Here is a 24,345-nt window from a genome sequence, read left to right as displayed (position 1 = left end):
CGTCACACCGCGTACGCGGTGTTGGGCTTCGGGCGATCCCGGTCTGCTTACTGCACGGCACCGGGCGTTGACCCAACCATAGCCCGCACTATCGATGAATGCCCAGCTCAGACGGGTTCTTTTTAGATTGGAGGCTCGGTCAGGCTGAGTGGACGGTCGGCAACAGCACCGCCGACGGGTGCTCCGGGTCGTGCAGAACCTGCCGCCAGCCGGCACGCAGCGTCACCGCAGTGCCGAGGGGTTCGCCGGTGCCGGGGTTGCGCGCCCACCGCGGATGGGCGCCACCGGCGACCTGCACCCGCAGCCGGTGTCCGGCCGCGAACCGGTACGCGGTCGGCCAGAGCGCCACCGGGACCCGCAACGCCCCGAACGCGTCGACGGGGAAACGCTCGGGGGTCACCCGCACCAGACCGTCGCACACGTTCCACGAGCGACCGCGCCGGTCCACGTCGCACAGTCGCACGAAGACGTCCAGGTGCGGCAGCTCACCGCGGACGTGGATCTCGGCGCGTACCGGGCCGATCACCTCGACCGGCCTGGTCAGCGGGGCACTGGTGTAGGTCAGCACGTCGGGGCGGGCCTCGACCACCCGGTTGTCCACCGGGCCGGCCCGCTTGGCGACGAGCAGCGGCCCTCCCCGCGAGGGGGTGGGGTCGGCCGGGTCGTACCGGAACTCGTCGGGTGCCGACGCGACCGGGGGGCGCTGCGCCAGCTCACCGCCCGGATGCAGGTGCCAGGCGGTGTCGGTGGCCGGCGGGGGCCAGTCCGGCAGGTCCCGCCAGCCGCCGCCGGGACCACCCACGTGCAGCCGGACCGGGGCGGACGCGGCGCGGCGCGACCGCCCGTCGGCCGGCGACGGAGCCAGCAGGTGCTCGTCGAGCCAGGCCAGCCCCTCCCGCAGGGCACCCACGAACAGCCCGGGGCTGCCGTGCGTCCAGGGGCCGATCACCAGGCGTGGTCGCGCGCCGGAGGCACGCAGGGTGGCGTGGTCGTCGAGTTGGGCGGGCAGGAAGATGTCGTGCCACCCGGTGACCATGAGCACCGGCGCCCGCACCCGGGCGACCCGGTCGGCGAAGACGCGCGCACGCCAGTACGCCGCCTGCGGGGTGTGGTGGCGCAGCCACTCCTGGAAGAACGGGATGGTCACGCCGGTGGCCACCCGGTCGGCGGCGGCCAACGGCAGGTGCGTGAGCGCGGCGGCCAGCCGGGGCTGGCCACGCTTGAGCTCCCACTGCCGGGCCAGCCACGGCACGGTCTGCGCGTGCAGCAGCTCCGCCCAGGTCAGCACGGTGTCCAGGGCGAAGGACTCCCCCGCGTACGTCGAGTCCCGGGTGGCCGAGGCGGTCACCACCGCCACCATCGCCCGCAGCTCGTCACCGGCGTCGGCGGCCAGCGCCCACTGCGCGAAACCCTGGTAGCTGACCCCGAACATGCCGAGTCGGCCGGACCACCAGGGCTGGCGGCGCAGCCAGTCCAGGGTGTCCACCCCGTCGTCGCGCTCGTGCACGAGCGGTGCGAACGTCCCACCGGACCCTCCGGTGCCCCGGCAGGACTGGATCACCGCGTGCCGGCCGCGTGCGGCGAGCAGCCGGCCGAGCAGCCGCAGCGGTCCGCCCCGCCCGTACGGGGTGCGGATCAGCACGGTCGGCGCGTCCGCGACGCCCGGGGCGTAGTGATCGGTGCGCAGCACCACACCGTCGCGGGCCCGGACCGGGATGTCGCGAGTGACCCGCACCGGGGCGGGGCGGGTCGGTGGCAACCGCAGCGCGACGCCGGCGAGGCGGGAGACGAGCCGGTCGGGCACCGCTCAGCCCGTCGGCGCGCGGGGGGACTCGGGCCGGGCGGCGCGCACCGCGTCCCGGTGCCCCCGCAGCGACTCGCTCATCTCCGCCATGAACCGGTGCACCACCTCCAGCTCGTCCTCGCCGAAGCGGGCCATCACCGTGTCGGTGCGCGCGCCCAGCGGCTGGAAGAACTCCATGGCCAGGGCGGCGCCCTGGTCGGCGTAGTGCAGCAGCACCTTGCGGCGGTCGGCGGTGTCCCGGTCGCGGCGGATGTGCCCGGCCCGTTCCAGCCGGTCGACCAGGGCGGTGACCGAGCCGGAGGAGAGGTTGAGCTGCTCGCCGAGGCGGCCCGGGGTGATCGGGTCACCGAGCAGCTCGGCGTCCATCACCGCGATCAGGGCCTGGAGGTCGGTCGGGTTGAGGCCGTGCAGGTTGGCGAAGGCGTGGCCGACGTGTTGGGCGTCCACCGCGTACCGCCGGAGGTTGTTGGTGATCTCCGCGACCAGCTGCTCGCGGCGCGTGTCGCGCCGTCGGTACATGCCGTGAGTCGCCACCTCGCGCTGCTCTTCCCGTCGTCGGTTCCCCCGGGTTGCAGCATAGAACAACCCTCGATAATCTCGACCATCAAGATACTTGGCTTCCGAAGGACCTTGAGGTCACCCTGATGTCCCTGTTCACCAGAGTCGCCCGCGGCAGGCTGGCCGCCTGGCTCACCGTGGCCGCCGCGATCGTCGTCGGCGCGGCGGTCTTCGCCACGCCCCGACCGGACAACCCGGCGCCGGTCTCCGCCACCGGCCTGTCCGTGCGGTGGCAGTCGACCCAGGTGCAGCGCCTGCAGGACCAACTGCCGTCGCGCGACGTGCAGCCGGCCGTCGTGGTGGTCAGCCGCGGCGACGGCGGCGCGCTGAGCGAGGCCGACCGGGCCACCGTCGGCGCCCGCGCCGACGACCTGCGCCGCTTCGCGGTGGGTGGGCAGGTCAGCCCCGCCCAGCTCGCCCCGGACGGCACGGTGGCCCTCGTCGCCGTGCCGCTGGACACCGCCGGCGGGCAGGAAGCCGTCACGGACACGGTGACCCAACTGCGTGCCGCCCTGGCGGACCTGCCCGGCGGGCTGACCGCCGAGGTGACCGGTGCGCCAGCGTTCACCGCCGACCTCTCCTCGGTGTTCGACGGCGCCGACGTCACCCTGCTCGCGGTGACCGCCGCCGTCGTGGCGCTGATGCTGCTGGTCACCTACCGCAGCCCGTTTTTGTGGATCGTGCCGCTGGTCGTGGTCGCCGCGACCGAGCAGCTCACCCTGCGCGCGGTGGACGTCATCGTGCCGGCTGTCGGCATCCACCTCCAACAGGGCCAGGTCACCGGCATCGCCAGCGTGCTGGTCTTCGGTGCCGCCACCGACTACGCGCTGCTGCTCATCGCCCGCTACCGGGAGGAGTTACGCCGCGCCCAGGATCGGTACGCGGCCATGCGCGCCGCGTTGCGTCGCACCGCCGAGCCCATCCTGGCCAGCGGCGGCACGGTCGTGCTCGGCGTCCTCACCCTGCTGTTCAGCGAGCAGGAGACCAACCGGGCACTGGCGGTGGCCTGCGCCACCGGTGTGGTCTTCGCCATGCTCTCGGCGTTGTTCGTGCTTCCCGCCGTGCTGGTGCTCTTCGGCCGCGGCCTGTTCTGGCCGTTCGTCCCCCGGGTCGGCGGCCCGGTCCGCGAGGGACGGCTCTGGGGCCGACTCGGCGTCGCCGTGCGACGCCGCCCGGTGCTGGTCGCGACGCTGGCCACCCTGTTGCTCGGCGGCCTGGCCCTCGGTGGGCTCGGCATCCGCACCGGCCTGTCCGAGACCGAACAGTTCCGGGCCGAACCCGAGGCGGTGACCGGGGCACAGATCCTGGCCAGGGCCTTCCCCGCCGGCAGCACCCAGCCGGTCGCCGTGCTCACCACCCCGGCGGCGGTGCGGGCGGTCACCGACGCCGCCACCGTGGTGCCCGGCGTCGCCTCGGTCCGCCCCGGTGCCGCCGGTGCCGCCGTCGCCCAGGTCGACGTGGTCCTGGACGCCGAACCCGGCACCACCGCCTCGGACCGCGCGATCGAGGCGCTGCGCGAGGCGGTGGCCGCCGTTCCCGACTCCGCTCCCCCGGCCGCCGCCGGCGCCGACGCGCCGTCCGGGGCGATCGTCGGTGGGTCCGTGGCCGCCACGTACGACTCCGACGAGGCCAACGACCGTGACCTCCGACTCATCCTGCCGATCATCCTGTTGCTGGTCGCCGGGGTGCTCGTGCTGCTGCTGCGCGGCCTGCTCGCACCGGTGTTGCTGGTACTCACCGTGATCGCGTCGTTCTTCGCCAGCCTCGGCGCGGCCTGGCTGCTCTTCGACCACGTGCTGGACTTCCCCGCACTGGACAGCGGGGTGCTGCTGCTCGCCTTCGTGTTCCTGGTGGCGCTCGGGGTGGACTACAACATCTTCCTGGTCACCCGGGCCCGGGAGGACGCGCGCGGCGCGGGCACCCGCGACGGGATGCTGTCCGCCCTGCGGGTCACCGGCGGCGTGATCACCAGCGCCGGGGTGCTGCTCGCCGCGGTCTTCGCCGTGCTCGGCGTGCTGCCACTGATCACGCTGACCCAGATCGGCATCATCGTCTGCATCGGCGTCCTGCTGGACGCCCTGCTGGTCCGCACGGTCCTGGTGCCGGCGCTGGCGTTCCTGCTCGGAGACCGCTTCTGGTGGCCCGCCCGGCTCACACCGGAGCGCCCGGCGGACACCGCGGTGCCGCCGGAGCCGGTCACCGTCCGCGACTGACCGGCGGGGGCCGTGGCGACACCGGCACGGCCCCGCCCGGGTCAGTAGTCCAGGCAGACGCACCCGGTCATCAGCGCCCGCACGTTGCGCACGTAGGACGGGTTGGGGATGGCCAGGGGCGCACCCTCCCGCGCCACCGCACCGTGCCCGACGTTGTACGCGGCGATGACCGCGTTGAGCAGGCAGGAATTCAACTCGGCGGTGCACAGGGCCGGGTCGAGGCGGAAGTCGGACTCGAAGTACATGTCGCCGATGTACTTGGTGGCCCAGGCCAGGTAGGTGGCACCGAGGCTGGCGTTGTCCCGGTAGTCGTCGATCTGGTAGCTCTGCTCGAACCGCTGGTTCATCCAGGTCGCCGTGTCCGGCATCACCTGCATCAACCCCACACCGCCGTCGCAGGCGTGGATGTTGGACTGCCAACCGCTCTCCTGCCAGGCGGTGGCCTTGAGCAGGTTGAGCGGCACCGTGATGTCCGGTGCGGAGACCGGCCAGTAGGAACGGCCGGCCGCGTCGGTCAGCGCCGCCTTCACCTCGGCCCGGGCCGCCTGGGCACCCTGGTAGGTCGGCTTGCAGGAACTCGGTGCCGGCTTCGGCGGGGCCGGCGGGACCATGGTCTCGGTGGGCGGCTTCGCCACCGCGAGCGGCTTCGGCGCCGTGCGGGTCGGCTTCTTCTTCGGCTTCGGAGACGGCGACGGGGACGCGCGACGACTCGGCGCGGCACCCATCGACTCCACGGCGCTCACCGACGGGCTCGGCTCCGCGGTGACCTCGTCGGTGGGGGCGTCCGACGGCGTGTCGGCGAGCGCGACCGGACCGGTCTGGTCCTGCGGGCTCGCCCCCTCGGTGGCGCACCCGACCAGCGCGCTGGACAACAGCAACCCGGCGAGCAGCACCGCGCCCAACCGATCGGTGCGCCGAACCATCCCGGTGCCTCCCCGTGTGACCGTCGCCGCACCCTAGCAAGGTTCCACCGGTCGGCGGTGCCCCTGCGGCGGCGTCCGGGCCTGGTCGTCCGGCTGCTCCAGGTCACCCACCGCCCGGTCCCGGGTGGCCCAGGCGACCATGAACACGACAGTCCAGAGCACCCCGAGCAGCACCGCCGCGGCGGTGCCGCTGGCCGTGTCCAGGCCCAGGTAGAGCCGCGCACCGCCGATGCCGAGCATGCCCGCGGCGGCAGCTGTCCACGCGGCCACCGCCACCGGCCAGCGGGAACTGCGCGACACCAGCCAGGCCAGGGTGCAGAAACTCGCCGCGACAACGGCGTTCTGGGTGGAGAGCGAGGCCACCTCGGTGACGCCCGGCGCCGTGCCGTGCGCACCTGTCACCTCGGCGGCCACGGCCAGCACCACCAGCGGCACGAACGCACCCACCGTGCCGACCACACTGAGCAGGTCCGCACGCCAGGGCCTGTTGCGCCACGCCAGCACCGCGGCCACCAGCCCCACCAGGGCGATCAACACCGACCCTCGGAGCACGGACACCACGAGCATCGTGGCGTCGGCGGCGTCCGGGGTACGCCGGGCGGCGAACCACCCCGCGATGGCGTCGTCCAGCGCGACCAACCCGCTGTTGCGGATGGCCACGGCGAGCAGGCCGGCGATGACGAGCCCGGCGGCGAACAGCAGCAGGAGCCCCGCGGCCAGATTGAGCAGCAGCGTCCAGGCCGGCCCGATCCGCATGGCCACCAGGAAGAACAGCACCCCGTAGCGGGCGGTGAGCCAGCGCACCGGGGGCAGCGCGCCGGCCCGGGACAACAGCGCGCGGACCGGGTCGGGGTTGCGACCCAGCCACCGGCCGACGAGCACGACCCCCACCATGCCGGCCAGCAGCAGCAGCGCCACCCCGGTGGCCCGGCCGAGCAGCCGGGAGACCGTGTCGTACGACTCACCGGCGAGGTGACCGAGCAGGACCGAGCCGCCCACCCAGGTCAGCACCCCGGCCAGGTTCCACGGTGCGAACCGCTGGTACGGCATGCCGGCCGCGCCGGCCAGCCGGGGCACCAGGGTGCGGGCGAACGCCACCCACCGGGCGGCGAACACACCCCGCCCACCGAGCCTTGCGAGCATGGCATCGGCCCTGGCCCAGCGCGCGGGGCCGACGCGGTGGCCCAGCCCGGCGCGCAGCCGGGGCCCGTAGCGCCGTCCGGCGCGAAAGGCCAGCCCATCACCGAGGACCGCGGCGACGATCATCGCGAGCAACGCCGGCCCGAGCCGCAAGGTACCGTTGTAGGTGAGGAAGCCGACGAGCAGCAGGGTAGCCTCACCCGGCACGAGCAGGCCGAAGATCACCGCGGTCTCGCCCGCCACGATCAGCGCGGCGACCAGGTAGATCCACAGGGCGGGCAGACTCTGCACCCAGGTCAACAGGTCGTGCACTCAGGCCCCCGGAACACGGGAGTCAGCATGCCAGCCGGGGGAACGACCGGGACAGCAGTTTCACCATAGATCAGGGGCCCCTGGGGGGTGACCCCGACGCGGCCTGCGCGAGCGCAGGCGGAAGGATAGAGGGTATGCAGCTTCGCACCGACCTCCGCAACGTCGCCATCATCGCTCACGTCGACCACGGCAAGACCACCCTGGTCGACGCCATGTTGCGGCAGGCCGGGGCGTACGGCGCCCGGGGCGAGAACACCGAGCGGGTAATGGACTCGGGTGACCTGGAGCGGGAAAAGGGCATCACGATCCTGGCCAAGAACACCGGCGTGCGCTACCTGCCGGCGGACGGCTCCGACCCGGTCACCATCAACATCATCGACACCCCCGGCCACGCCGACTTCGGTGGTGAGGTGGAACGCGGCCTGACCATGGTCGACGGCGTGGTGCTGCTCGTCGACGCCAGCGAGGGCCCCCTGCCGCAGACCCGCTTCGTGCTGCGCAAGGCGCTGCGGGCCCGGATGCCGATCATCCTGGTGATCAACAAGGTGGACCGTCCGGACGCCCGCATCAAGGAGGTCGTGGACGACACCTACGAGCTCTTCCTCGACCTGGACGCCGACGAGGAGCAGATCGACTTCCCGATCGTCTACGCCTGCGCCCGCGACGGCATCGCCTCGCTGACCCAGCCCGCCGACGGTTCGGTGCCGGAGGACAGCACCTCCCTGGAGCCGCTGTTCCGCACCCTGTTGGACACCATCCCGGCCCCCGCCTTCGAGGACGGCGCGCCGTTGCAGGCGCACGTCACCAACCTGGACGCCTCGCCGTTCCTCGGCCGGCTGGCGCTGTGCCGGGTCCGCCAGGGCACCATCAGCAAGGGTCAGACGGTGGCCTGGTGCCGCACCGACGGCAGCACCCAGCGGGTCCGCATCTCCGAGATGCTGATGACCGAGGGCCTGGAGCGTAAGCCGGCCGAGACCGCCGGCCCGGGCGACATCATCGCGGTCGCCGGCATCCCGGAGATCATGATCGGTGAGACGCTCGCCGACGTCGAGAACCCGGTCGCGCTGCCGCTGATCACCGTCGACGAGCCGGCCATCTCGATGACCATCGGCACCAACACCTCGCCGCTTGTCGGCCGGGTCAAGGGCTCCAAGGTCACCGCGCGGATGGTCAAGGACCGGCTCGACAAGGAGCTGATCGGCAACGTGTCGCTGCGGGTGCTGCCCACCGAGCGGCCGGACGCCTGGGAGGTGCAGGGCCGCGGTGAGCTGGCGCTGGCCATCCTGGTCGAGCAGATGCGCCGGGAGAGCTACGAGCTGACCGTCGGCAAGCCGCAGGTGGTCACGCGCGAGATCGACGGCAAGACCTGCGAGCCGGTCGAGCGGTTGACCATCGACGCCCCGGAGGAATACCTGGGCGCGATCACCCAGCTCCTCGCCACCCGCAAGGGCCGGATGGAGCAGTTGGTCAACCACGGCACCGGCTGGATCCGGATGGAGTGGCTGGTCCCGGCGCGCGGCCTGATCGGTTTCCGCACCGAGTTCCTCACCGACACCCGGGGCACCGGCATCCTGCACCACGTCTTCGAGTCGTACGAGCCGTGGTTCGGCGAGCTGCGCACCCGCAACAACGGGTCGCTCGTCGCCGACCGGGCCGGTGCGGTCACCGCCTTCGCGATGATCAACCTTCAGGAGCGCGGTCAGCTCTTCGTCGACCCGACCACCGAGGTGTACGAGGGCATGATCGTCGGGGAGAACTCCCGCTCCGACGACATGGACGTCAACATCACCAAGGAGAAGAAGCTCACCAACATGCGGGCGTCGACCTCCGACGAGACCGAGAAGCTGATCCCGCCGCGCAAGCTGTCGCTGGAGCAGGCCCTGGAGTTCTGCCGCGAGGACGAGTGCGTCGAGGTCACCCCGACCGCGGTGCGCATCCGCAAGGTGGTGCTCGACCAGCAGCAGCGGGGCCGGGCCGCCGCCCGCCGCAAGCACGCCGGCTGAGCACACCAGCACCCGACACCGGGCGCGTCGACCGCTTGCGGTCGACGCGCCCGCGCGTCTGCGGCGGGGGTACGCGGGCCGACCCGGGCGGCCGTCGCCGATCGGCTACCGTCACCGGCATGACCTGGGATGATCTCGACGCGCACCTGGACCGGGTGCCCGGCACCGTCTCGGCGTACGTGGGCCGGCTGGACGCGCCGCCGACCTGGACCCGCCACCCGGACGCCGCCCACTACGCGGCCAGCACCATGAAGGTGGCGGTGCTCGCCGCGCTCCACCGTGCCGCCGAGGCGGGCGCACTGGACCTGGACGCCCCGGTCCCCGTGGTCAACGAGTTCGACTCCGCCCAGCCCGGCGCGCCCCGCTTCTCCTGCGCCCCGCACTACGACAACGACGACGCGGTCTGGGACCGGCTGGGCGGCAGGGCACCGCTGCGCTGGCTGGCCCACCGGATGATCGTGCGATCCAGCAACCTGGCCACCAACCTGGTCATCGGGCACGTCGGGCTGCCCGCGGTGGCCGAGGTGTGGACGCTGGCCGGCGCCCGCACCAGCGTCACCGGTCGCGGCATCGAGGACTTCGCGGCCCGCGCCGCCGGCATCACCAACACGGTCACCGCCGCCGACCTGGCAGCGCTGCTCAGCGCGCTGGGCACCGGGGCCAGCACCCCGGGCCGACTCGCCTCGCCGGCCGCCTGCTCGGCCATGCTGGACGTCCTGCTCGCGCAGGAACACCGGGAGGACCTGGCCGCCGGCCTGCCCGAGGGCACCCGCATCGCGCACAAGAGCGGTTGGGTACGCGGTGTGCGCCACGGCGCCGGCCTGGTGCTGCCCGCCGACGCCCCGCCCTACCTGATCGCCGTCTGCACCACCACCGACCCGACCGACGGCAACGCCACCGGCGACGGGACCGAGGACGACGCCTGCCTGCTGATCGCGCACATCTCCGCGCAGGTCTGGGCCGCACGTCACCAGCTCTGACCCGGGATACGTCCGTCCGGCTACGCTGCTCGCACCCCAACCCGGAGCCGCCGATGCCCCGCAGTCGCAGCCTGCTGATCGCCTTCCTCGTCGTGACGGCGGCGAACCTGCTGGCCAACGCCACCGGCGGCGGCGTGGCCTTCCTGCTCACCAAGCCGCTGCTGATGCCGCTCCTGGCCGCGTACCTCTGGCGGGCCGGCGCCGAACGCGGAGCCCGACCGGACCGGCTGGTGCTCGTCGCGCTGGCCTTCGCCACCGGCGGTGACGTCGCCCTGATGATCGACGGCACCGGCTGGTTCCTCGCCGGCATGGCCTGCTTCCTCGGCACGCACCTCTGCTACGTCGCGGCCTTCACCCGGCACGGCGCCGCGGCCGCGCTGCGCCGTGCGCCGCTGGTCGCGCTTCCCCTGGGGTACGCGGTGCTGACCGTCGCCGCGCTGACCTGGATGTGGGCGGGGCTGACCGACGTCGGGCTCGCCGTGCCGGTCGCCGGCTACGCGCTCGCGCTGGCCACGATGGCCACCACCGCCGCCACCCAGGGCTGGCGGGTCGGTCTCGGCGCGGCGCTGTTCCTCGGCTCCGACCTGTTGATCGCCGCCGGGGTGGCCGAAGTGGCCCGACCACCCGGAGCCCCGGTGCTGGTCATGGCCACCTACGCCGCCGGCCAGGCGCTGATCGTCCTCGGCCTGGCCGTCCGCGTCGGCACACCTCCGAGAGCGCCGGTCACTCCAGCAGTCGCGCCCGCAACGCGTGCAGGGTCTCGTCGGTGAGCCCGAGCCCGTCACGCAGGTACGCGTCGAACGAACCGTGCACCCGGCGCACCTCGTCGTAGCCGGCGTCGAGGTACTCGGCTCGGACCTCCAACACCGGCAGCACCGCGTCGACGTCCAGTTCCGGCTGCCGCCGCCGCATCGCTTCGACGATCACCACGCGCAGGCTCTCGGTGAGGTCGTTGTTGCGCAGGTAGTCGGCGCGGACCGTCGCCTCGTCCACCCCGAGTGCCGTCAGCAGGATGACGGTGAGCCAACCCGTGCGGTCCTTGCCGGCGGAGCAGTGGTAGACCAACGGCAGGTTCTCCGGCCGCGCGGCCAGCCGGACCGCCTCGGCGAAGCCGACCCTCGCCGACTGCCCGGTGACGAACCACCGGTAGATGGCCGCCATCGCCCCCGCCGTGCCCTGCCGGGCCAACTCCGCGTACGCGTCCAGGTCGTGACCCAGCAGCACCGCCGAGACGTACGTGAAGACGGGGTGCTCCGGGTCGTGCACCGGCAGGCACACCACCCGTGGTTCACCGGCCAGCCGATCCGCCGGGGCGACCTCGATCTCCGCGGGGGCGCGCAGATCGACCACGCACGCCGGGCCGAGTTTCGTCAGCACCGGCAGGTCATCGTCGGTCAGCCGGCCCAGCGCCGGAGTGCGGATCAACTGGCCGACGCGCACCCGCCGCCCGCCCGCGCCGACGAGCCCACCCAGGTCACGCGCGTTCGGCGCACCCACCAGTTGCCAGCCCTGCCCGGTCATCCGGTCTCCCCTCCCTACGCCGAGGCAGTCCGCCCCGTACCGGCGTGCACGCGTACAGGGTGCCTGACGTGGCCTCCTCCGCGGCCCTGCGGGGCGGAGCCTTCTCGGTCACCCGGGGCGGCGTCGACGTCGCCAGCCTGCGCCGGTCAGTGCCGCAGCCAAAGGTGCGGCTGAGCTGCTCGGCCTGCGTGGCGGGCGGATGGAAGCGGCACCTGTACGCTCGCTTCACCGCCTGACCCATGCCTCACCTTCCAGCGGTCCACCGGGTAAGACGAATATCGAAGGGAGGTAGCGGCGTCTCCTGCTTCGCCTGCGAGCGGAGGGGTCTCAAGCCGCGCCCCACATGACGATCTCGGAGGTACGCACCCACCGGGTTTCCGCCCCCTTGCACACCCCGTTCGTCACCGCGCTGCGCCGTACCACCACAGTGGACACCCTGGTCGTCGAACTCGTCGACACCGACGGCCGATCCGGCTTCGGCGAAGCACCCCAGGTCTGGCAGGTCACCGGCGCGTCGGTCGCCGGCGCACGGGCGTGCGTACGCGAGGTGCTCGGTCCTAGGTTGATCGGTCGCGATCCGGACGACCTGGTGACCCGTTGCGCCGAGGTGCAGCGCGCCGTGGCGGGCAACGAGGCGGCGAAGGCAGCGGTGGACGTCGCCCTGCACGACCTCGCCGCCAGGCGGCTGGGCGTACCCCTGGTGCGGTTGCTCGGGGGCACCACGCTGCGGGTGCCGACGGACGTCACGCTTGCCGCGGGCGACGCGGTGGACCTGGCGGCGGCGGCGCGGCAGCGGCAGTCCGACGGCTTCGGCGTGCTCAAGTTGAAGGTCGGCACCGACGCGACAGGCGACCTGGACCGGGTGCGGGCCGTCCGCGCGGCCGTCGGCCCCGGGGTGCGGATCCGGCTCGACGCCAACCAGGGCTGGACGCCCCGGGAGGCGGTCCGGGTGATTCGCGGCATCGAGGACGCCGGGCTCGACGTGGAGCTGGTCGAGCAGCCGGTGGCCCGCTGGGACCTGGACGGGCTGGCCTGGGTCAGCGACCGGGTGTCCGTGCCGATCCTCGCCGACGAGGCGGTCTTCGGGGTCCGTGACCTGGTGGAGGTGATCCGCCGCCGGGCCGCCGACCTGGTCAACGTCAAGCTGGCCAAGTGCGGCGGCCTGCACCCGGCCCGTACCCTCCTCGATCTGGCCACCGCACACGGGCTCGGCACGGTGGTCGGCTCGATGATGGAGAGCCAGGTCGGTGTCGGGGCGGCGGCGAGCCTGGTCGCCGCGTACGGCACCACCGCGGTCGCCGACCTGGACGCCGCCTGGTGGCTGGCCTGGTCGCCGGTGCAGGGCGGGATACGCTACGACGGGTCTTACGTGGTGCTGCCGAACGCCCCTGGCCTGGGCATCTCCGGTCTGGCTGAAGCAAAGGTGCAGACTCGCGCTTGATGACCGTTGGTTTCTTTCATAGGGTTCCCCTGGACAACCGACTCGATCTGGGGGTTGACGTGGAGCTGCAACCGGGCCGCGAGGCCGTCGTCCGGGTCGCGGTGGCGACACTGTGGACCTCACCCGAGGCGGTCCGTCCGGCCGACCGGCCGGCGCTGAGCGCCGGAGCCGACATCCCCGCCTGGGTCTCCGGTCTCACCACCGACCAGCAGGTCGGCGACTGCGTGCTGAGCCAGCTCCTGCTCGGCGAGCGGGTCCTCGTCAACGAGCTACGCCCGGACGGCTGGGCCCGGGTCGTCGCCGTCGAGCAGCCGGCCGCCAAGCTGGACCCGCGCGGCTACCCCGGCTGGCTCCCCGCCGACCAACTGACCACCGTCGACCCGGCCACCGGCACCGACCACCCGCTGGTGGTGGACGCCACGGTCACCGGGCTGCGCGCCACCCCGGGCGGCGCGATGGTGCTGCCCGGCGTCGTCGTCGGCACCCGCCTCGTCCCGGCCGGCCCCGCACGCGACGACTGGCGGCCGGTACGCGTCCCGGGGCAGGCCACGCCGCTCTGGCTGCCCGACAGCCACCTGGTCCCGGCACCGGCCGCGTCACCGCACGCCGAGCAGCCGCTCGCGGTGGCACAGCGACTGCTGGACGTGCTCTACATCTGGGGTGGGCTCTCCGCGCACGGCATCGACTGCTCGGGGCTGGTGCACCTGGCCTGGCGGCGATTCGGGGTGCTGCTCCCCCGCGACGCCGACGACCAGGCCGCGGCCACCACCCCGCTGCCGCTGGGCACGGAACGCCCCGGCGATCTCTACTTCTTCGCCCGGCCCGGCCGCGGCATCCACCACATCGGCATCGTCACCGCCACACCCGGCGACAACGGCGAGCGGCGGATGCTGCACGCCTGTTACCGGCGGCGGCGGGTCATCGAGGAGCCGCTGCCAGCCGATCGGACCGCGACCCTGGTCGGCGCGCACCGGGTCTGAGCGGCCGGGCGCGTCGGGCCTGAGCGGCCGGGCGCCTCGGGCCTGAGCCGGCCGGGCGCCTCGGGCCTGAGCCGACCGAGTGTGTCGAACCGCACCGGCCGGGCGCGTCGGGCGCCCGGCCGGTGCGCGGTCAGCGGCGGGCGTCGGCCAACTCGCGGCGCCGGTCCCGGGAGGACTTGATCAGACTGGCGGCGGTGGCGATGCCCAGGGTGCCGATGATCACCAGCAGCGACAGCCAGATCGGGATGTGCGGCGCCCAACCGACGTGCTCACCACCGTTGATGAACGGCAGGTTGTTGTCGGCCAACGCCTCCAACACCAGCTTGACCCCGATGAAGCCGAGCACGACGGCCAGGCCGTAGCTCAGGTAGATCAGCCGGTCGAGCAGGCCACCGAGCAGGAAGTAGAGCTGACGCAGGCCCATCAGCGCGAAGACGTTCGCGGTGAAGACCAGGTACGGCTCCTGGGTGATGCCGAAGATCGCCGGGATCGAGTCCAGAGCGAAGATCAGGTCGGTGGTGCCGATCGCGATCATCACGATCAGCATCGGGGTGAACAGCCGCTTGCCGGTCGCGTGGGTGGTGAGCTTCGCGCCGTCGTAGTCCTTCGAGATCGGCAGCGCCTTGCGGCTCCACCGGATCAGGACGTTCTCGGAGAACTCGTCCTCGTCCGGCTCACCCTGTCGGGCCAGGTTGACCGCGGTGTAGATCAGGAACGCGCCGAAGATGTAGAAGACCCAGGAGAACTGCGAGATCAGCGCCGCACCGGCGGCGATGAACCCGCCGCGCATCACCAGGGCCAGCACTATGCCGACGAGCAGCACCTTCTGCTGGTACTGCCGGGGCACCCCGAAGCGGGCCATGATGATCACGAAGACGAAGAGGTTGTCCACCGAGAGGCTGTACTCGGTGAGCCAGCCGGTGTAGAACTGCCCGGCCGGGCTGGCGCCCGCACTCAGCCAGACCCCCGCCCCGAAGAGCAGGGCAAGCCCGACGTAGAAGGCGACCCAGAGGCTCGACTCCCGCACACTCGGCTCGTGCGGACGCCGACCGATGATCAACAGGTCGACGAGCAGGACCGCAGTCAGTGCGACAAGCGTCCCCGCCCACACCAATCCGGACACGTCCAACGTTCATTCCTCCGGCAGACACGCGGCGTCGGGCACACCGTACGCCCCTGCGGGGGCCGGCGTGCCACTGTCGCTCACTCTGGTGACTGTCGGAGGTCTCTTCCGCCGCCGCCCTGCAACAGGGTGGCGACCCACGGGGCCGGGTCGGGTCGCCGTGGTTCCGGCGATCGACCGTGCTGACGACTCCGTCGCGGGGGAATACTCCCCTCCTCGGTGACCATTGTTGCCCACCACGCGCCGTGATCACACCCCGGGCAGCCGGTGGCGTCCGAACGGGCCTCCGGTGCGGTGCACCGGCAGGGCGGCACAGCCTGCTCGGCGGCACAGCCGGCGGCACAGCCGGCGGCACACCCGGCGGCACACCCGGCGGCACACCCGGCGGCACACCCGGCAGGGCTTCCTAGGAGGCTAGTGTAGGTCGGGTGCGGCGATTGGGTCGGTGAGTGACCAGCCGGCGGCCAACAGGTCGTCGCAGGCGCGTACCGCGCGGGCCAGCCGCTCGGCGTGCGTCCCGGTCAACTCCACCACCGGCACCCCGCACCCGGCCAGCTCGCTCCGAAACCGCTCGGTCATCCAGGCCCGCAGGTGCTCGCCGTCGCGAAGTCCGTCGTCGGTGAAGGGCACGTCCCGGTGATCCGTCAGCAGGTACAGGGCCGGCCGGCGGGCCGCCGCCCGCACCTGCGGCGACGTGCTGCCCAGATAGCGTTCCTCCCACACCGCCGTGGCCCGCGCGTCGGTGTCGCAGACGAGCAGCGGCCCGCTCGTCCGGGCCGCCGCGTCCTCGGCCGCCTGCTGCTCGCGCACCACCGTGCGGAAGTCGCTCCGGTCCCACGTGACGTCGAAGACGCTCGCCTGCGCGACGCGCTCGCGCAACCGGGCCAACTTGCGGGCGGTCAACTCCCGGCCGTACTCCGGCACCCAGGTCGTGCCGTAGTGCGCCGCGAGTGCCGCGGCCATCGTGGTGGTGCCTGTCGACTCCGCGCCGACCACCACCACCCGCCGGACGAACCAGGCGCGCACCGGCGGGCTCAACCACCGCCAGTGACCCACCGGATCCGCACGGACGGCCGTGCCCGACACCGGCACGGTCCGCCGGTCCGGATCCACCGACACCGGCACCGCGTCGAAGCGACGAGCCAACTCCGCGCCGTACGCCTCGGACGAGACGACCACGTCCACCTGCCGGGAACCGACCGCGTCGCGGAACACCGCGCAGTGCGCGTCCCAGACCGCCGGGTCGTCGTAGTCGACCGGGTGGTCGTCGTAGCGGCCGACGAAGCGGACCCACGGGGTGTCCGCGTGCACCTCACGCAACCAGTCGAGCCGCAGCGTGAGCGGGATCGACTCCCGACGCGACGGTGCCACGACGACGGTGACCTCGGCGCAGCGGGCCGCGGCGGCCGCGATCAACGAGTGGTGCCCGGCGTGCGGTGGGTAGAACTTGCCCACCACCAACCCGTGCCCGAACTCCGGGGCGCGCGCTTGCGGACGAACCGGGGCCGGCGGGTCGGCGCTCACGGGGTGACCGGAGCCGGGCCGGCCGGGACCGGTGCCGGCCGGGCGACCCGACGCAGGTCCGCCCGCCAGGCACGCAGCCCGAGGACGCACAGGGCGAGGAAGACCAGGTAGAGGACGGCGGTCAGGTGCAGCCCCTTGTACGCGTACAACGGGATGTAGATCAGGTCGGCGGCGATCCAGAGCCACCAGCTCTCCACCCGCTTGCGGGTCTGCCCGTACGTGGCCAGCAGGGACAGCGCCGTGGTCAACGCGTCCGGCAGCGGCACGGTCGAGTCGGTGGCCCGGTCCAGCAGCACCCACAGCGCGCCGGTGAGCACCACCCCGACGACCGTCAGCGTGAGCCACTCCCGTCGCCCGCCCTGGCTCACCGTGAGGCGGCTCCGCCGCTCGCCGCCGAACATCCACTGCCACCAGCCGTAGCAGCCGAGCGCGACGTAGACGACCTGGAGCCCCGCGTCGGCGTACAGCCCCGCGATCCAGAAGACCAGCATGAGCAGCAGCACGTTGGCGATGCCGATCGGCCAGTTGGCGATCCTCTGCCGGGCCACCAACCACACGTTGAGCACACCCGTCGCGAACCCCAGCAGTTCCGCCCAGGTCGTGGCCGTGCCCGCCACCGAGAACGCGGTGCCGGTGAGCCAGTCAATGATCACGCTGCCACCCTAGGACGCACCCTCGGCAGCGGGACAGACCCCGCGACGCCGCCGATCCGGCCCGCCGTGGGAAACTTCCCGACATGGTGCTTGAGGTCGCGCTGATCGACGTACTGCCCGGACACGAGGACGCGTTCGCCGCCGCGTACGCCGAGGGTCACCCCGTGCTCGCCGGGGCAACCGGCTGCCGGTCCGTGCGGATGACCCGGGGAATCGAGTCGCCGACACGGTTCGTGCTGCTTGTCGAATGGGACTCGGTCGAGGCGCACGAGGAAAACTTCCGGGCCACCGAGCGGTTCGACAGGTGGCGGGCGCTGATCGGGCCACACTTCGCCGGGCCGCCCGTGGTCGAGCACTTCCTCGACGTACCGGCCTGATAAGACATACCGGCCTGATGAGACGTACCGCCTGATTCGACGCACCAGCCCGAGCGACACTGTCGTACCCGGCGAATACCGTGCCTGCGCACGCGACGGCCGCCGGTCCCGACGGGCTCGGGGGCGCCGGGCCCGGTGGCCGCGCGGCGTGCCGCCTACTCCCCGGCGCGACGGGCCAGCGCGGTGACCGTCTCCTCCGGTGACAGCGCGGCCCCCAGCAACGCCTCGGTCATCCGCTCGTAGCGGCCGACGTCGAGCACGGTGGCCAACCGGACGTCGGTGGTCAACGCCTCGATCATCACTGTCCGCGGGTCCGCCGGGTCGGGAAAGGCATAGCAGGAGTACGGCGTGAGCGGGTGCAGCCCGCCACCGGCCGCCCCCGGGGGCAGCAACCGCACGGTGACGTGGGACAGCCCGGTCACGGTGACCAGGTGCCGTAGCTGCTCACGCCAGACCGCCACCGGCAGGTCACCCGGATCGCAGACGGCCGCGGCGAGCACCGCCGTGTAACGCGGCGGATAGGCCCGCCGCAACACCTCCTGCCGCAGGGCGCGGGCACGCACCTCGGCCTCCACGTCGATCTCCGGCGTGAGCTGGGCGCCGGCCTCCACCAACACCCGGGTGTACGCGGGTGTCTGTAGCAGCCCCGGCACGACCGTCGGCTGGTACTCGACGATGTCGGCGGCGCCCGCCTCCAACTCGGCGTAGGTGCGCTGCCGTTCGCTCATCTCGCCAAGCGTCTTCCACCAGCCTCGGCTGGTCGCCGCATCCCGAGCGATCACGATCAGCGCGTCCCGGGTAGGAGTGGGCACCTTGTAGATGTCCAGCAGATCGAGCACGTCGGCGAGGTCCGGACGGCTCTGGCCCAGCTCGATGCGGGACAACTTCGACGTCGAGGCCCACCCCAGCCGGTCGCAGACCTGCTCCAGGGTCAGCGCCTCGCGCCGACGCAGTTGGCGCAGTTCTGCGCCCAGACGTGCACGTCGAATGACAGGACTCGTTGGCAGCGGCATCCCGGCCTCCCCACCGAGGGAGCGTACGCAGGACGATCACCCAGTGCAATAGCTCGCTCGCTCACCGCAATCAGGTCATTCGGCGCGGCCGGCCGCCCGGACCGCCTTCAGGGGCGGTAGGTGCCGAACGCCCAGACCGTGCCCGCCAGGTCCCGGGCGGCGTAGTCGCGGGAGCCGTAGTCGGTGTCGAACGGTTCTTGGGTGATCTCGGCGCCGGCCAGGCGGGCCTGGGCGCAGTGGGCGTCGACGTCCGGTACGGCCACGTAGACCGACCAGTCATCGTCGGCCGGCCGGGGCGCCGAGTCGGCCCGACCGGCGTCGGCGGGCCCGGATGTCGCATCGGCCCGACCGGCCAGCATGATCATGCCGCTGTCGAGGACGAGTTCGGCGTGCGCGACAGCGCCGTCCGGTGTCTCGTGCACGGCGTGCACCTGGAAGCCGAACGCGGAGCAGAGCCAGTCGATGGCCGCGCGGGGATCGGGGTAACGCAAGACCGGGTAGATGGTTCGCATGACCCCATTCTGCGGCCGGCGGCTCCGCTCCGGATTGGACGAATGTGACCTCGACCCCACGTCGGTCAGCGCCGTGCACGCCTGCTGGAAGCGCAGTAACCGGGCGACCGTCTTGGGCGGCAGCCCGATCTCCTGGCGGAACCGGGCGGCGAGGTGCCGCCGGCTCCAGCCCAGCTCGTCGGCGAGCACACCGACGCCCTCTCGCCCACCATTGGCGACCAGCCACCGCCAGGCCCGGTCGAGCCGGGCGTCGACGGGTGGCGACGCCGCCAGCCGGCCGGCGAGCGCACTGTCGAGAAGGGCGAACCGTTGCGGCCAACCGGCGGCCTCGGCGAGCCGGCCGCGCAGCCGATCCAGCCAACGGCCCGGGAGTTGCCCGACGTCGACGGCCCGGTTGGTCAGCTCGTTCAGCGGCAGGCCGAGGAGCCGACGGGCGGTCAGTGGGGCGAGCAGCAGCTCGACGCCCTGCCCCACACCCGCCGTACGCGTGGTGCACCAGCCGTCGAAGGTGCCGGCCACGAAGGAGTCGACCCCGCTGGCCCCGCGCTCCGCGCTGCGCGGGTCGGTCACGTCCAGCGGAGCGCCCCAGCCCAGGATCAGCACCACGAAGACGCCTGCCGACTCGCGGCGGACCAGCGGGACGTCCGCCCGCTCCCGGTAGCCGACGTACCGGTCGACGAACGGACGCAGGCTGACCTCGGGCAGCCCGACGACCATCTCGCCGACCGGTGCCACCGCCGTCACGCCCGCCCGCCCTCCGCACGCCGGAGGCGACCCAGCGGCTCGCTGGTCACGCCCGGCGGCTGGTCGTCACTTCACGCCGGCGGCGTCCATGCCGCGCAGCTCCTTCTTCAGGTCGGAGACCTCGTCACGGATCCGGGCCGCCAGCTCGAACTGCAACTCGCGGGCGGCGGCCAGCATCTGGTCGTTGAGCTCCTGGATGAGCTGGGCGAGGTCGGCGCGGGCCATCCCCTCCCGCGAGGTGGTGACGGCGGCGCCCCGGCTCCGGCTGCGGGTCTCCTTGACCGGCGCCTTGCCTCGGGAGAGCTGGCGCACCGCGCCGCCGACCCGGGAGTTTTCGGTGTCCTCCGCCTCGCGGTAGATGTCGTCCAGGATGTCGTGGATCTTCTTGCGCAACGGCTCCGGGCTGATCCCGTGCGCCTCGTTGTGCGCGATCTGCTTGGCCCGACGCCGATCGGTCTCGTCGATCGCCGCCGCCATCGACGGCGTGATCTTGTCGGCGTACATGTGCACCTGACCGGAGACGTTACGGGCGGCCCGCCCGATGGTCTGGATCAGGGAGCGACCACTGCGCAGGAAGCCCTCCTTGTCGGCGTCGAGGATCGCCACCAGCGACACCTCGGGCAGGTCCAGACCTTCGCGCAGCAGGTTGATGCCGACAAGCACGTCGTAGTCGCCCTTGCGCAGCTCGCGCAGCAGCTCCACCCGGCGCAACGTGTCGACCTCCGAGTGCAGGTAACGCACCCGGATGCCGTTCTCCAGGAGGTAGTCGGACAGGTCCTCGGCCATCTTCTTGGTCAGCGTGGTGACCAGCACCCGCTCGTCCCGGTCGGTCCGCAGCTTGATCTCGTGCATCAGGTCGTCGATCTGGCCCTTGGTCGGCTTGATCACGACCTCCGGGTCGACCAGACCGGTGGGCCGGATCACCTGCTCGACGAACTCGCCCTGCGCCTGCTCCATCTCCCACGTGCCGGGGGTCGCGGACAGGTAGACCATCTGGCCGACCCGCTCCAGGAACTCGTCGAAGCGCAGCGGCCGGTTGTCGGCCGCGCTGGGCAGCCGGAAGCCGTGGTCGATGAGCATCCGCTTACGGGACGCGTCACCCTCGTACATGCCGCCGATCTGCGGGATGGTCACGTGCGACTCGTCGACCACGGTGAGGAAGTCGTCCGGGAAGTAGTCGAGCAGGCAGTGCGGCGGGCTGCCGGGCAGCCGCCCGTCCATGTGCATCGAGTAGTTCTCGATGCCGGAGCAGAAGCCCACCTGCCGCATCATCTCGATGTCGTAGGTGGTGCGCATGCGCAGCCGCTGCGCCTCCAGCAACTTGCCCTGCCGCTCCAGCTCGGCGAGGCGCTCGGCCAACTCCACCTCGATGTCGCGGATCGCCCGCTCCATCCGCTCCGGACCGGCCGCGTAGTGCGTCGCCGGGAAGATCACCAGCTGGTCGACCTCGCGGACCACGTCACCGGTCAACGGGTTGAGGTAGTAGAGCTTCTCCACCTCGTCGCCGAACAGCTCGATGCGGACCGCCAACTCCTCGTACGCCGGGATGATCTCCAGCGTGTCGCCGCGGACCCGGAACGTGCCGCGCTGGAAGGCCATGTCGTTGCGGGTGTATTGGATGTCGACAAGCCGGCGGAGCAACTGGTCACGGTCGAGCTCCTGGCCGGCCTGCACCTTCACCGCCCGGTCCAGGTATTCCTCCGGGGTGCCGAGACCGTAGATCGCCGAGACGGTCGCCACCACGATCACGTCGCGGCGGGTGAGCAGCGACATGGTCGCCGAGTGCCGCAGCCGCTCCACCTCCTCGTTGATCGAGGAATCCTTCTCGATGTAGGTGTCGGTCTGCGGAATGTACGCCTCGGGCTGGTAGTAGTCGTAGTACGAGACGAAGTATTCGACGGCGTTGTGCGGCAGCAGCTCGCTGAACTCCTTGGCCAGCTGGGCGCAGAGCGTCTTGTTCGGGGCGAGCACCAGCGTCGGGCGCTGCAACCGCTCGATCAGCCACGCCGTGGTGGCGCTCTTGCCGGTGCCGGTCGCGCCGAGCAGCACGGTGTTGCGGTCGCCGCGCCGCACCCGGCGCGCAAGATCGTCGATGGCGGCCGGTTGGTCGCCGGCCGGCTGGAACTCACTGACGACCTGGAAGCGGCTGTCGAGCCGGGGAATGTCGAGCGCCATGCCGTCAACGGTACGCCGGAGGTCCGACAGGAACGGCCGTCACGCCAGGTACGTGATCAGCTTCAATATTCCCATTGTGTGGCAGATGTCACCGGGACTACGCTCTCCACGTAGGCCGCTCGCGGCGGCCGACCGGGCCGGTGGCCAGGCCAACATCACGGCCGGCCACCCCCGGCACTGCGGTCGCAGCACCCGGCTCGTTCGGCGTGCGCACCCGTGTGGTCGCGCTCGAGGCGCAGACCGGCCGCCGCGAGCGCCCCTGCTCGTCACCCCGGCGCCTCCCGCCCGTTTCACCTCCCGTGGACACCTCTGCGACCCCGCCGCCCGACACCACCACCCCCACGGGCACGCCCCAGCCGACCAGCACCAACCGGCGGAGCGCTTCCCCGGCGGGTAGGTCCGGCACGCCGGCCGCCGGACGGCGCGGCGCCGGACGGCACCGCACCGGCTCGGCCGGCGCCAACGCGACCAACCGGTCCACCGGGAGCCGGAGCGGGTCCACCGCCGGCCGGCCCGACACCGAGCGGCCGACCGACACCAACCAGCCCACCACCGAACGATCCATCGACACCGGAGGCCCCAGGGACACCGGACGGCCCAAAGACACCGGACGGCCCAAGGACACCAGACGGCCCAAGCACACCGGATGGCCCAAGGACACCGGAGGGTCGACCGACACCGACCAGCCCACCACCACCGCCCGACCGACCGGCAACGACCGGCCCACCACCGACCCACCGGCCGCCACGACCCAGCCCGCCACCGGCCGGTCCGCCGCGCCCCGGAGCAGCACCACCGCACGGCCCGCCCACCCCCGCCGAACGACCACCGGCCGGTCCGCCGCCAGGACGCCGACGACCAGCCGCACCGACGCCGACCCGGCCGCCGGCACCACCGGTCCGGCCTCGACCAGCCGGCGCAGACGTACCGTGCTGATGGCGCTCGGTCTGACCGCCGTGACGTCCGCGACGGCGTTGGTGCTCGGGTTGCTGAGCTGGGCGCCGGATCCGCCCGAGCCCGCCCGGCCGCTGACTCTCGCGGAGGGCGAGCGGCTGGCCGCCGTGCGGGTCACCAACCTGCGGGACCTGCGCGCCGGGGTCCGCGTCACCGCCGGCGTCGACGCGGCCCGGATCGAACTGGTCGGCTGGGTGGACTGGTCGCGGTCGCTGCTCTACCTCGACGTGGGCGGGCCCGGCGCGGGTGCTGAGCGCGGGCTGGTGCAGCGGGCCGGCTCGGTGCTGGTGATCCGGCCCGACGTGGCGGCGGTGCCCACCCCCGCCGCACCTCCGTTGGTGCCTCCGGCGGACCGTTGGCGGCTGCACCGCCTGCCGTCCGGGGCGAGCCTGGCAGCGGTGCTCGACCTGCTCCTCGGCCTCGCCGCCGACCGCCCGGACGCGACCCCGACGGTGCCGGACGGCGCCGCGCGCTGGATCGCCCGGGACACCGTGGCGGGCGGCCCGGTGGACGTCCTCCAGGCACCGCTGCTCGCCCGGACACCGGCGGGCAGCACCGCGGCACCCGCGCCGGAGGTCGGGTCGACGAGCACCGGGCCGGACGGGCAGACCCGGTACTGGCTCGACCCGGACGCCCGACTGCACAAGCTCGTCACCCGGCTGCCCGGCGTCGGACCGGTCACGGTGACCCTGCACCGGGCGGACCGGCCGACCCTCCGGCCGGTGGACGCCCTCGGCGGCCGGCCCGGTCTGCCCCGCGCACTGAACGACGCCGAGCAGCGTCGACTGGATCGGCTGCCAGCCCGGCTACGCGCCCAGGGCGGCGCGGCGGTCACGCTGACCGCGCCGACCGGCACGGACACCAACCTCCGGGGTGCCGGCTGGTTGAGTTGGACCGCGCGTACCGCGTACCTCACGGTCGCCGACCTGGGCGCACCGGATCGGCGGACCCTGCTGCGCCGCGACACCGCTGGGCTGGCCCGGGCGGATCTGCCGGCGGCTGCCGCTGGCGGCGGCACGGCGGAGGAGCCGGGCCGGCCACCCCTGCCGCCCCCGGCCGGAGCGTGGCGAGCCGCCCGATCCGGTGGGGACGACGTGAGCCTGCTCGTCGACGCCGCGGTGGCGGCCGGGTCGGTCGGGCCACGCGGCGCGGCCGTGCGGGTACGCGAGGACGTCATCGCCGGACGGGCCGTGGACGTCGTCGAGGCGGGTCCGGCGGCCGGACGGCTGCGCTACTGGATCGACCGCGACGGGTCGCTACGGCGGCTGGAGCTGCACACCAACGGCAACACGTGGGCCCAACTGGATCTCCACCCCGCCGTGGTGCCCCGACTGACGCCGGTGCCCCGAGCGCCTGCCAAGCCTCGACCACCGGCTCCCCGGCGTCGCTGACCCG

Annotated in this window: 20 protein-coding genes; 8 read left to right on the top strand and 12 right to left on the bottom strand. The window is 72.8% G+C overall.

Annotated features, from left to right (window positions below; translation table 11 throughout):
• Nucleotides 1-139 precede the first annotated feature (139 nt).
• Both ACGFIW_RS22615 and ACGFIW_RS22610 read right to left on the bottom strand, forming a co-directional pair.
• On the bottom strand, nt 140-1,804 hold the full coding sequence (locus ACGFIW_RS22615) for a CocE/NonD family hydrolase (RefSeq protein ID WP_393318926.1): 1,665 nt from the start codon (nt 1,802-1,804) through the stop codon (nt 140-142).
• A 3-nt stretch (nt 1,805-1,807) separates the two neighbouring features.
• A complete protein-coding gene (locus ACGFIW_RS22610; protein WP_393319424.1) occupies nt 1,808-2,323 on the bottom strand; it encodes a MarR family winged helix-turn-helix transcriptional regulator in 516 nt (171 codons plus the stop codon).
• Nucleotides 2,324-2,448: 125 nt separating this feature from the next.
• On the opposite strand from ACGFIW_RS22610, the gene ACGFIW_RS22605 reads away from it, so the two are divergent.
• Nucleotides 2,449-4,575 carry an MMPL family transporter gene (locus ACGFIW_RS22605; RefSeq protein WP_393318923.1) on the top strand — a complete coding sequence of 709 codons (2,127 nt, stop codon included), beginning with the start codon at nt 2,449-2,451 and terminating at the stop codon, nt 4,573-4,575.
• A 41-nt stretch (nt 4,576-4,616) separates the two neighbouring features.
• Here the strand turns inward: ACGFIW_RS22605 and ACGFIW_RS22600 are convergent, their stop codons facing one another.
• Both ACGFIW_RS22600 and ACGFIW_RS22595 read right to left on the bottom strand, forming a co-directional pair.
• Nucleotides 4,617-5,498, bottom strand: coding sequence for a transglycosylase SLT domain-containing protein (locus tag ACGFIW_RS22600; protein ID WP_393318920.1), 882 nt, complete (start codon nt 5,496-5,498; stop codon nt 4,617-4,619).
• Between the two features lie 33 nt (nt 5,499-5,531).
• Complete coding sequence (locus tag ACGFIW_RS22595; protein ID WP_393318917.1) at nt 5,532-6,950, bottom strand: DedA family protein; 1,419 nt, start codon at nt 6,948-6,950, stop codon at nt 5,532-5,534.
• 134 nt (nt 6,951-7,084) lie between these two features.
• Between ACGFIW_RS22595 and typA the strand changes: the two genes are divergently transcribed.
• The 3 genes from typA to ACGFIW_RS22580 all read left to right on the top strand — a co-directional run bounded on the left by typA (nt 7,085) and on the right by ACGFIW_RS22580 (nt 10,703).
• On the top strand, nt 7,085-8,953 hold the full coding sequence (gene typA / locus ACGFIW_RS22590; protein WP_393318914.1) for a translational GTPase TypA: 1,869 nt from the start codon (nt 7,085-7,087) through the stop codon (nt 8,951-8,953).
• Between the two features lie 119 nt (nt 8,954-9,072).
• Nucleotides 9,073-9,933: a serine hydrolase gene (locus ACGFIW_RS22585; protein WP_393318911.1), complete on the top strand. Its 861-nt coding sequence runs from the start codon at nt 9,073-9,075 to the stop codon at nt 9,931-9,933.
• A 53-nt stretch (nt 9,934-9,986) separates the two neighbouring features.
• Nucleotides 9,987-10,703, top strand: coding sequence for a lysoplasmalogenase (locus ACGFIW_RS22580; protein WP_393318908.1), 717 nt, complete (start codon nt 9,987-9,989; stop codon nt 10,701-10,703).
• Here the strand turns inward: ACGFIW_RS22580 and ACGFIW_RS22575 are convergent.
• Both ACGFIW_RS22575 and ACGFIW_RS22570 read right to left on the bottom strand, forming a co-directional pair.
• Nucleotides 10,657-11,454, bottom strand: coding sequence for a tyrosine-protein phosphatase (locus tag ACGFIW_RS22575; protein WP_393318905.1), 798 nt, complete (start codon nt 11,452-11,454; stop codon nt 10,657-10,659). The two genes, ACGFIW_RS22580 and ACGFIW_RS22575, sit on opposite strands and share 47 nt — an antisense overlap.
• On the bottom strand, nt 11,408-11,695 hold the full coding sequence (locus tag ACGFIW_RS22570; protein ID WP_393318903.1) for a helix-turn-helix domain-containing protein: 288 nt from the start codon (nt 11,693-11,695) through the stop codon (nt 11,408-11,410). The genes ACGFIW_RS22575 and ACGFIW_RS22570 overlap by 47 nt, the downstream gene beginning before the upstream one ends.
• 102 nt (nt 11,696-11,797) lie before the next feature.
• Between ACGFIW_RS22570 and ACGFIW_RS22565 the strand changes: the two genes are divergently transcribed.
• Together ACGFIW_RS22565 and ACGFIW_RS22560 are read left to right on the top strand one after the other, a co-directional pair.
• Nucleotides 11,798-12,895: a mandelate racemase/muconate lactonizing enzyme family protein gene (locus ACGFIW_RS22565; RefSeq protein ID WP_393318900.1), complete on the top strand. Its 1,098-nt coding sequence runs from the start codon at nt 11,798-11,800 to the stop codon at nt 12,893-12,895.
• The gene (locus ACGFIW_RS22560; RefSeq protein WP_393318897.1) at nt 12,895-13,875 is read left to right on the top strand and encodes an NlpC/P60 family protein; all 981 of its coding nucleotides are present in this window, start codon (nt 12,895-12,897) and stop codon (nt 13,873-13,875) included. The genes ACGFIW_RS22565 and ACGFIW_RS22560 overlap by 1 nt, the downstream gene beginning before the upstream one ends.
• A 130-nt stretch (nt 13,876-14,005) precedes the next feature.
• Here the strand turns inward: ACGFIW_RS22560 and ACGFIW_RS22555 are convergent, their stop codons facing one another.
• The 3 genes from ACGFIW_RS22555 to pnuC all read right to left on the bottom strand — a co-directional run bounded on the left by ACGFIW_RS22555 (nt 14,006) and on the right by pnuC (nt 17,175).
• A complete protein-coding gene (locus ACGFIW_RS22555; RefSeq protein WP_393318895.1) occupies nt 14,006-15,004 on the bottom strand; it encodes a TerC family protein in 999 nt (332 codons plus the stop codon).
• Nucleotides 15,005-15,412: 408 nt separating this feature from the next.
• Nucleotides 15,413-16,522, bottom strand: a complete 1,110-nt coding sequence (locus tag ACGFIW_RS22550; RefSeq protein WP_393318892.1) for an AAA family ATPase — start codon at nt 16,520-16,522, stop codon at nt 15,413-15,415.
• Nucleotides 16,519-17,175 carry a nicotinamide riboside transporter PnuC gene (pnuC, locus tag ACGFIW_RS22545; protein WP_393318890.1) on the bottom strand — a complete coding sequence of 219 codons (657 nt, stop codon included), beginning with the start codon at nt 17,173-17,175 and terminating at the stop codon, nt 16,519-16,521. Before pnuC ends, ACGFIW_RS22550 begins: the two co-directional genes overlap by 4 nt.
• 83 nt (nt 17,176-17,258) lie before the next feature.
• Between pnuC and ACGFIW_RS22540 the strand changes: the two genes are divergently transcribed.
• Nucleotides 17,259-17,552, top strand: a complete 294-nt coding sequence (locus ACGFIW_RS22540) for an antibiotic biosynthesis monooxygenase family protein (RefSeq protein WP_357069740.1) — start codon at nt 17,259-17,261, stop codon at nt 17,550-17,552.
• Nucleotides 17,553-17,707: 155 nt separating this feature from the next.
• On the opposite strand, the gene ACGFIW_RS22535 is transcribed toward ACGFIW_RS22540, so the two are convergent.
• The 3 genes from ACGFIW_RS22535 to uvrB form a co-directional block, all read right to left on the bottom strand.
• Nucleotides 17,708-18,565: a helix-turn-helix domain-containing protein gene (locus ACGFIW_RS22535; protein ID WP_393318888.1), complete on the bottom strand. Its 858-nt coding sequence runs from the start codon at nt 18,563-18,565 to the stop codon at nt 17,708-17,710.
• Between the two features lie 107 nt (nt 18,566-18,672).
• Complete coding sequence (locus ACGFIW_RS22530; protein WP_393318885.1) at nt 18,673-19,821, bottom strand: VOC family protein; 1,149 nt, start codon at nt 19,819-19,821, stop codon at nt 18,673-18,675.
• Between the two features lie 66 nt (nt 19,822-19,887).
• Entirely contained in the window at nt 19,888-21,996 is a 2,109-nt protein-coding gene (uvrB, locus tag ACGFIW_RS22525) for an excinuclease ABC subunit UvrB (RefSeq protein WP_393318883.1), read from the bottom strand.
• Between the two features lie 299 nt (nt 21,997-22,295).
• Between uvrB and ACGFIW_RS22520 the strand changes: the two genes are divergently transcribed.
• Nucleotides 22,296-24,341 (top strand): hypothetical protein, encoded by a 2,046-nt coding sequence (locus ACGFIW_RS22520; protein ID WP_393318880.1) that lies wholly within the window; start codon nt 22,296-22,298, stop codon nt 24,339-24,341.
• The last annotated feature ends 4 nt before the right edge of the window (nt 24,342-24,345 follow it).

This window comes from Micromonospora sp. NPDC048935 (assembly GCF_043197875.1).
Lineage (GTDB): Bacteria > Actinomycetota > Actinomycetes > Mycobacteriales > Micromonosporaceae > Micromonospora.
This window is presented reverse-complemented; position numbering and strand designations above follow the sequence as displayed.

Bases quoted from the DNA above. Each gene is read 5' to 3' on its own strand.
- ACGFIW_RS22565 (WP_393318900.1), top strand. From the start codon at position 11,798: ATGACGATCTCGGAGGTACGCACCCACCGGGTTTCCGCCCCCTTGCAC.
- typA (WP_393318914.1), top strand. From the start codon at position 7,085: ATGCAGCTTCGCACCGACCTCCGCAACGTCGCCATCATCGCTCACGTC.
- ACGFIW_RS22560 (WP_393318897.1), top strand. From the start codon at position 12,895: ATGACCGTTGGTTTCTTTCATAGGGTTCCCCTGGACAACCGACTCGAT.
- ACGFIW_RS22575 (WP_393318905.1), bottom strand. From the start codon at position 11,454: ATGACCGGGCAGGGCTGGCAACTGGTGGGTGCGCCGAACGCGCGTGAC.
- ACGFIW_RS22535 (WP_393318888.1), bottom strand. From the start codon at position 18,565: ATGCCGCTGCCAACGAGTCCTGTCATTCGACGTGCACGTCTGGGCGCA.
- ACGFIW_RS22540 (WP_357069740.1), top strand. From the start codon at position 17,259: ATGGTGCTTGAGGTCGCGCTGATCGACGTACTGCCCGGACACGAGGAC.
- ACGFIW_RS22610 (WP_393319424.1), bottom strand. From the start codon at position 2,323: ATGTACCGACGGCGCGACACGCGCCGCGAGCAGCTGGTCGCGGAGATC.
- ACGFIW_RS22580 (WP_393318908.1), top strand. From the start codon at position 9,987: ATGCCCCGCAGTCGCAGCCTGCTGATCGCCTTCCTCGTCGTGACGGCG.
- uvrB (WP_393318883.1), bottom strand. From the start codon at position 21,996: ATGGCGCTCGACATTCCCCGGCTCGACAGCCGCTTCCAGGTCGTCAGT.
- ACGFIW_RS22570 (WP_393318903.1), bottom strand. From the start codon at position 11,695: ATGGGTCAGGCGGTGAAGCGAGCGTACAGGTGCCGCTTCCATCCGCCC.
- ACGFIW_RS22600 (WP_393318920.1), bottom strand. From the start codon at position 5,498: ATGGTTCGGCGCACCGATCGGTTGGGCGCGGTGCTGCTCGCCGGGTTG.
- ACGFIW_RS22605 (WP_393318923.1), top strand. From the start codon at position 2,449: ATGTCCCTGTTCACCAGAGTCGCCCGCGGCAGGCTGGCCGCCTGGCTC.
- ACGFIW_RS22585 (WP_393318911.1), top strand. From the start codon at position 9,073: ATGACCTGGGATGATCTCGACGCGCACCTGGACCGGGTGCCCGGCACC.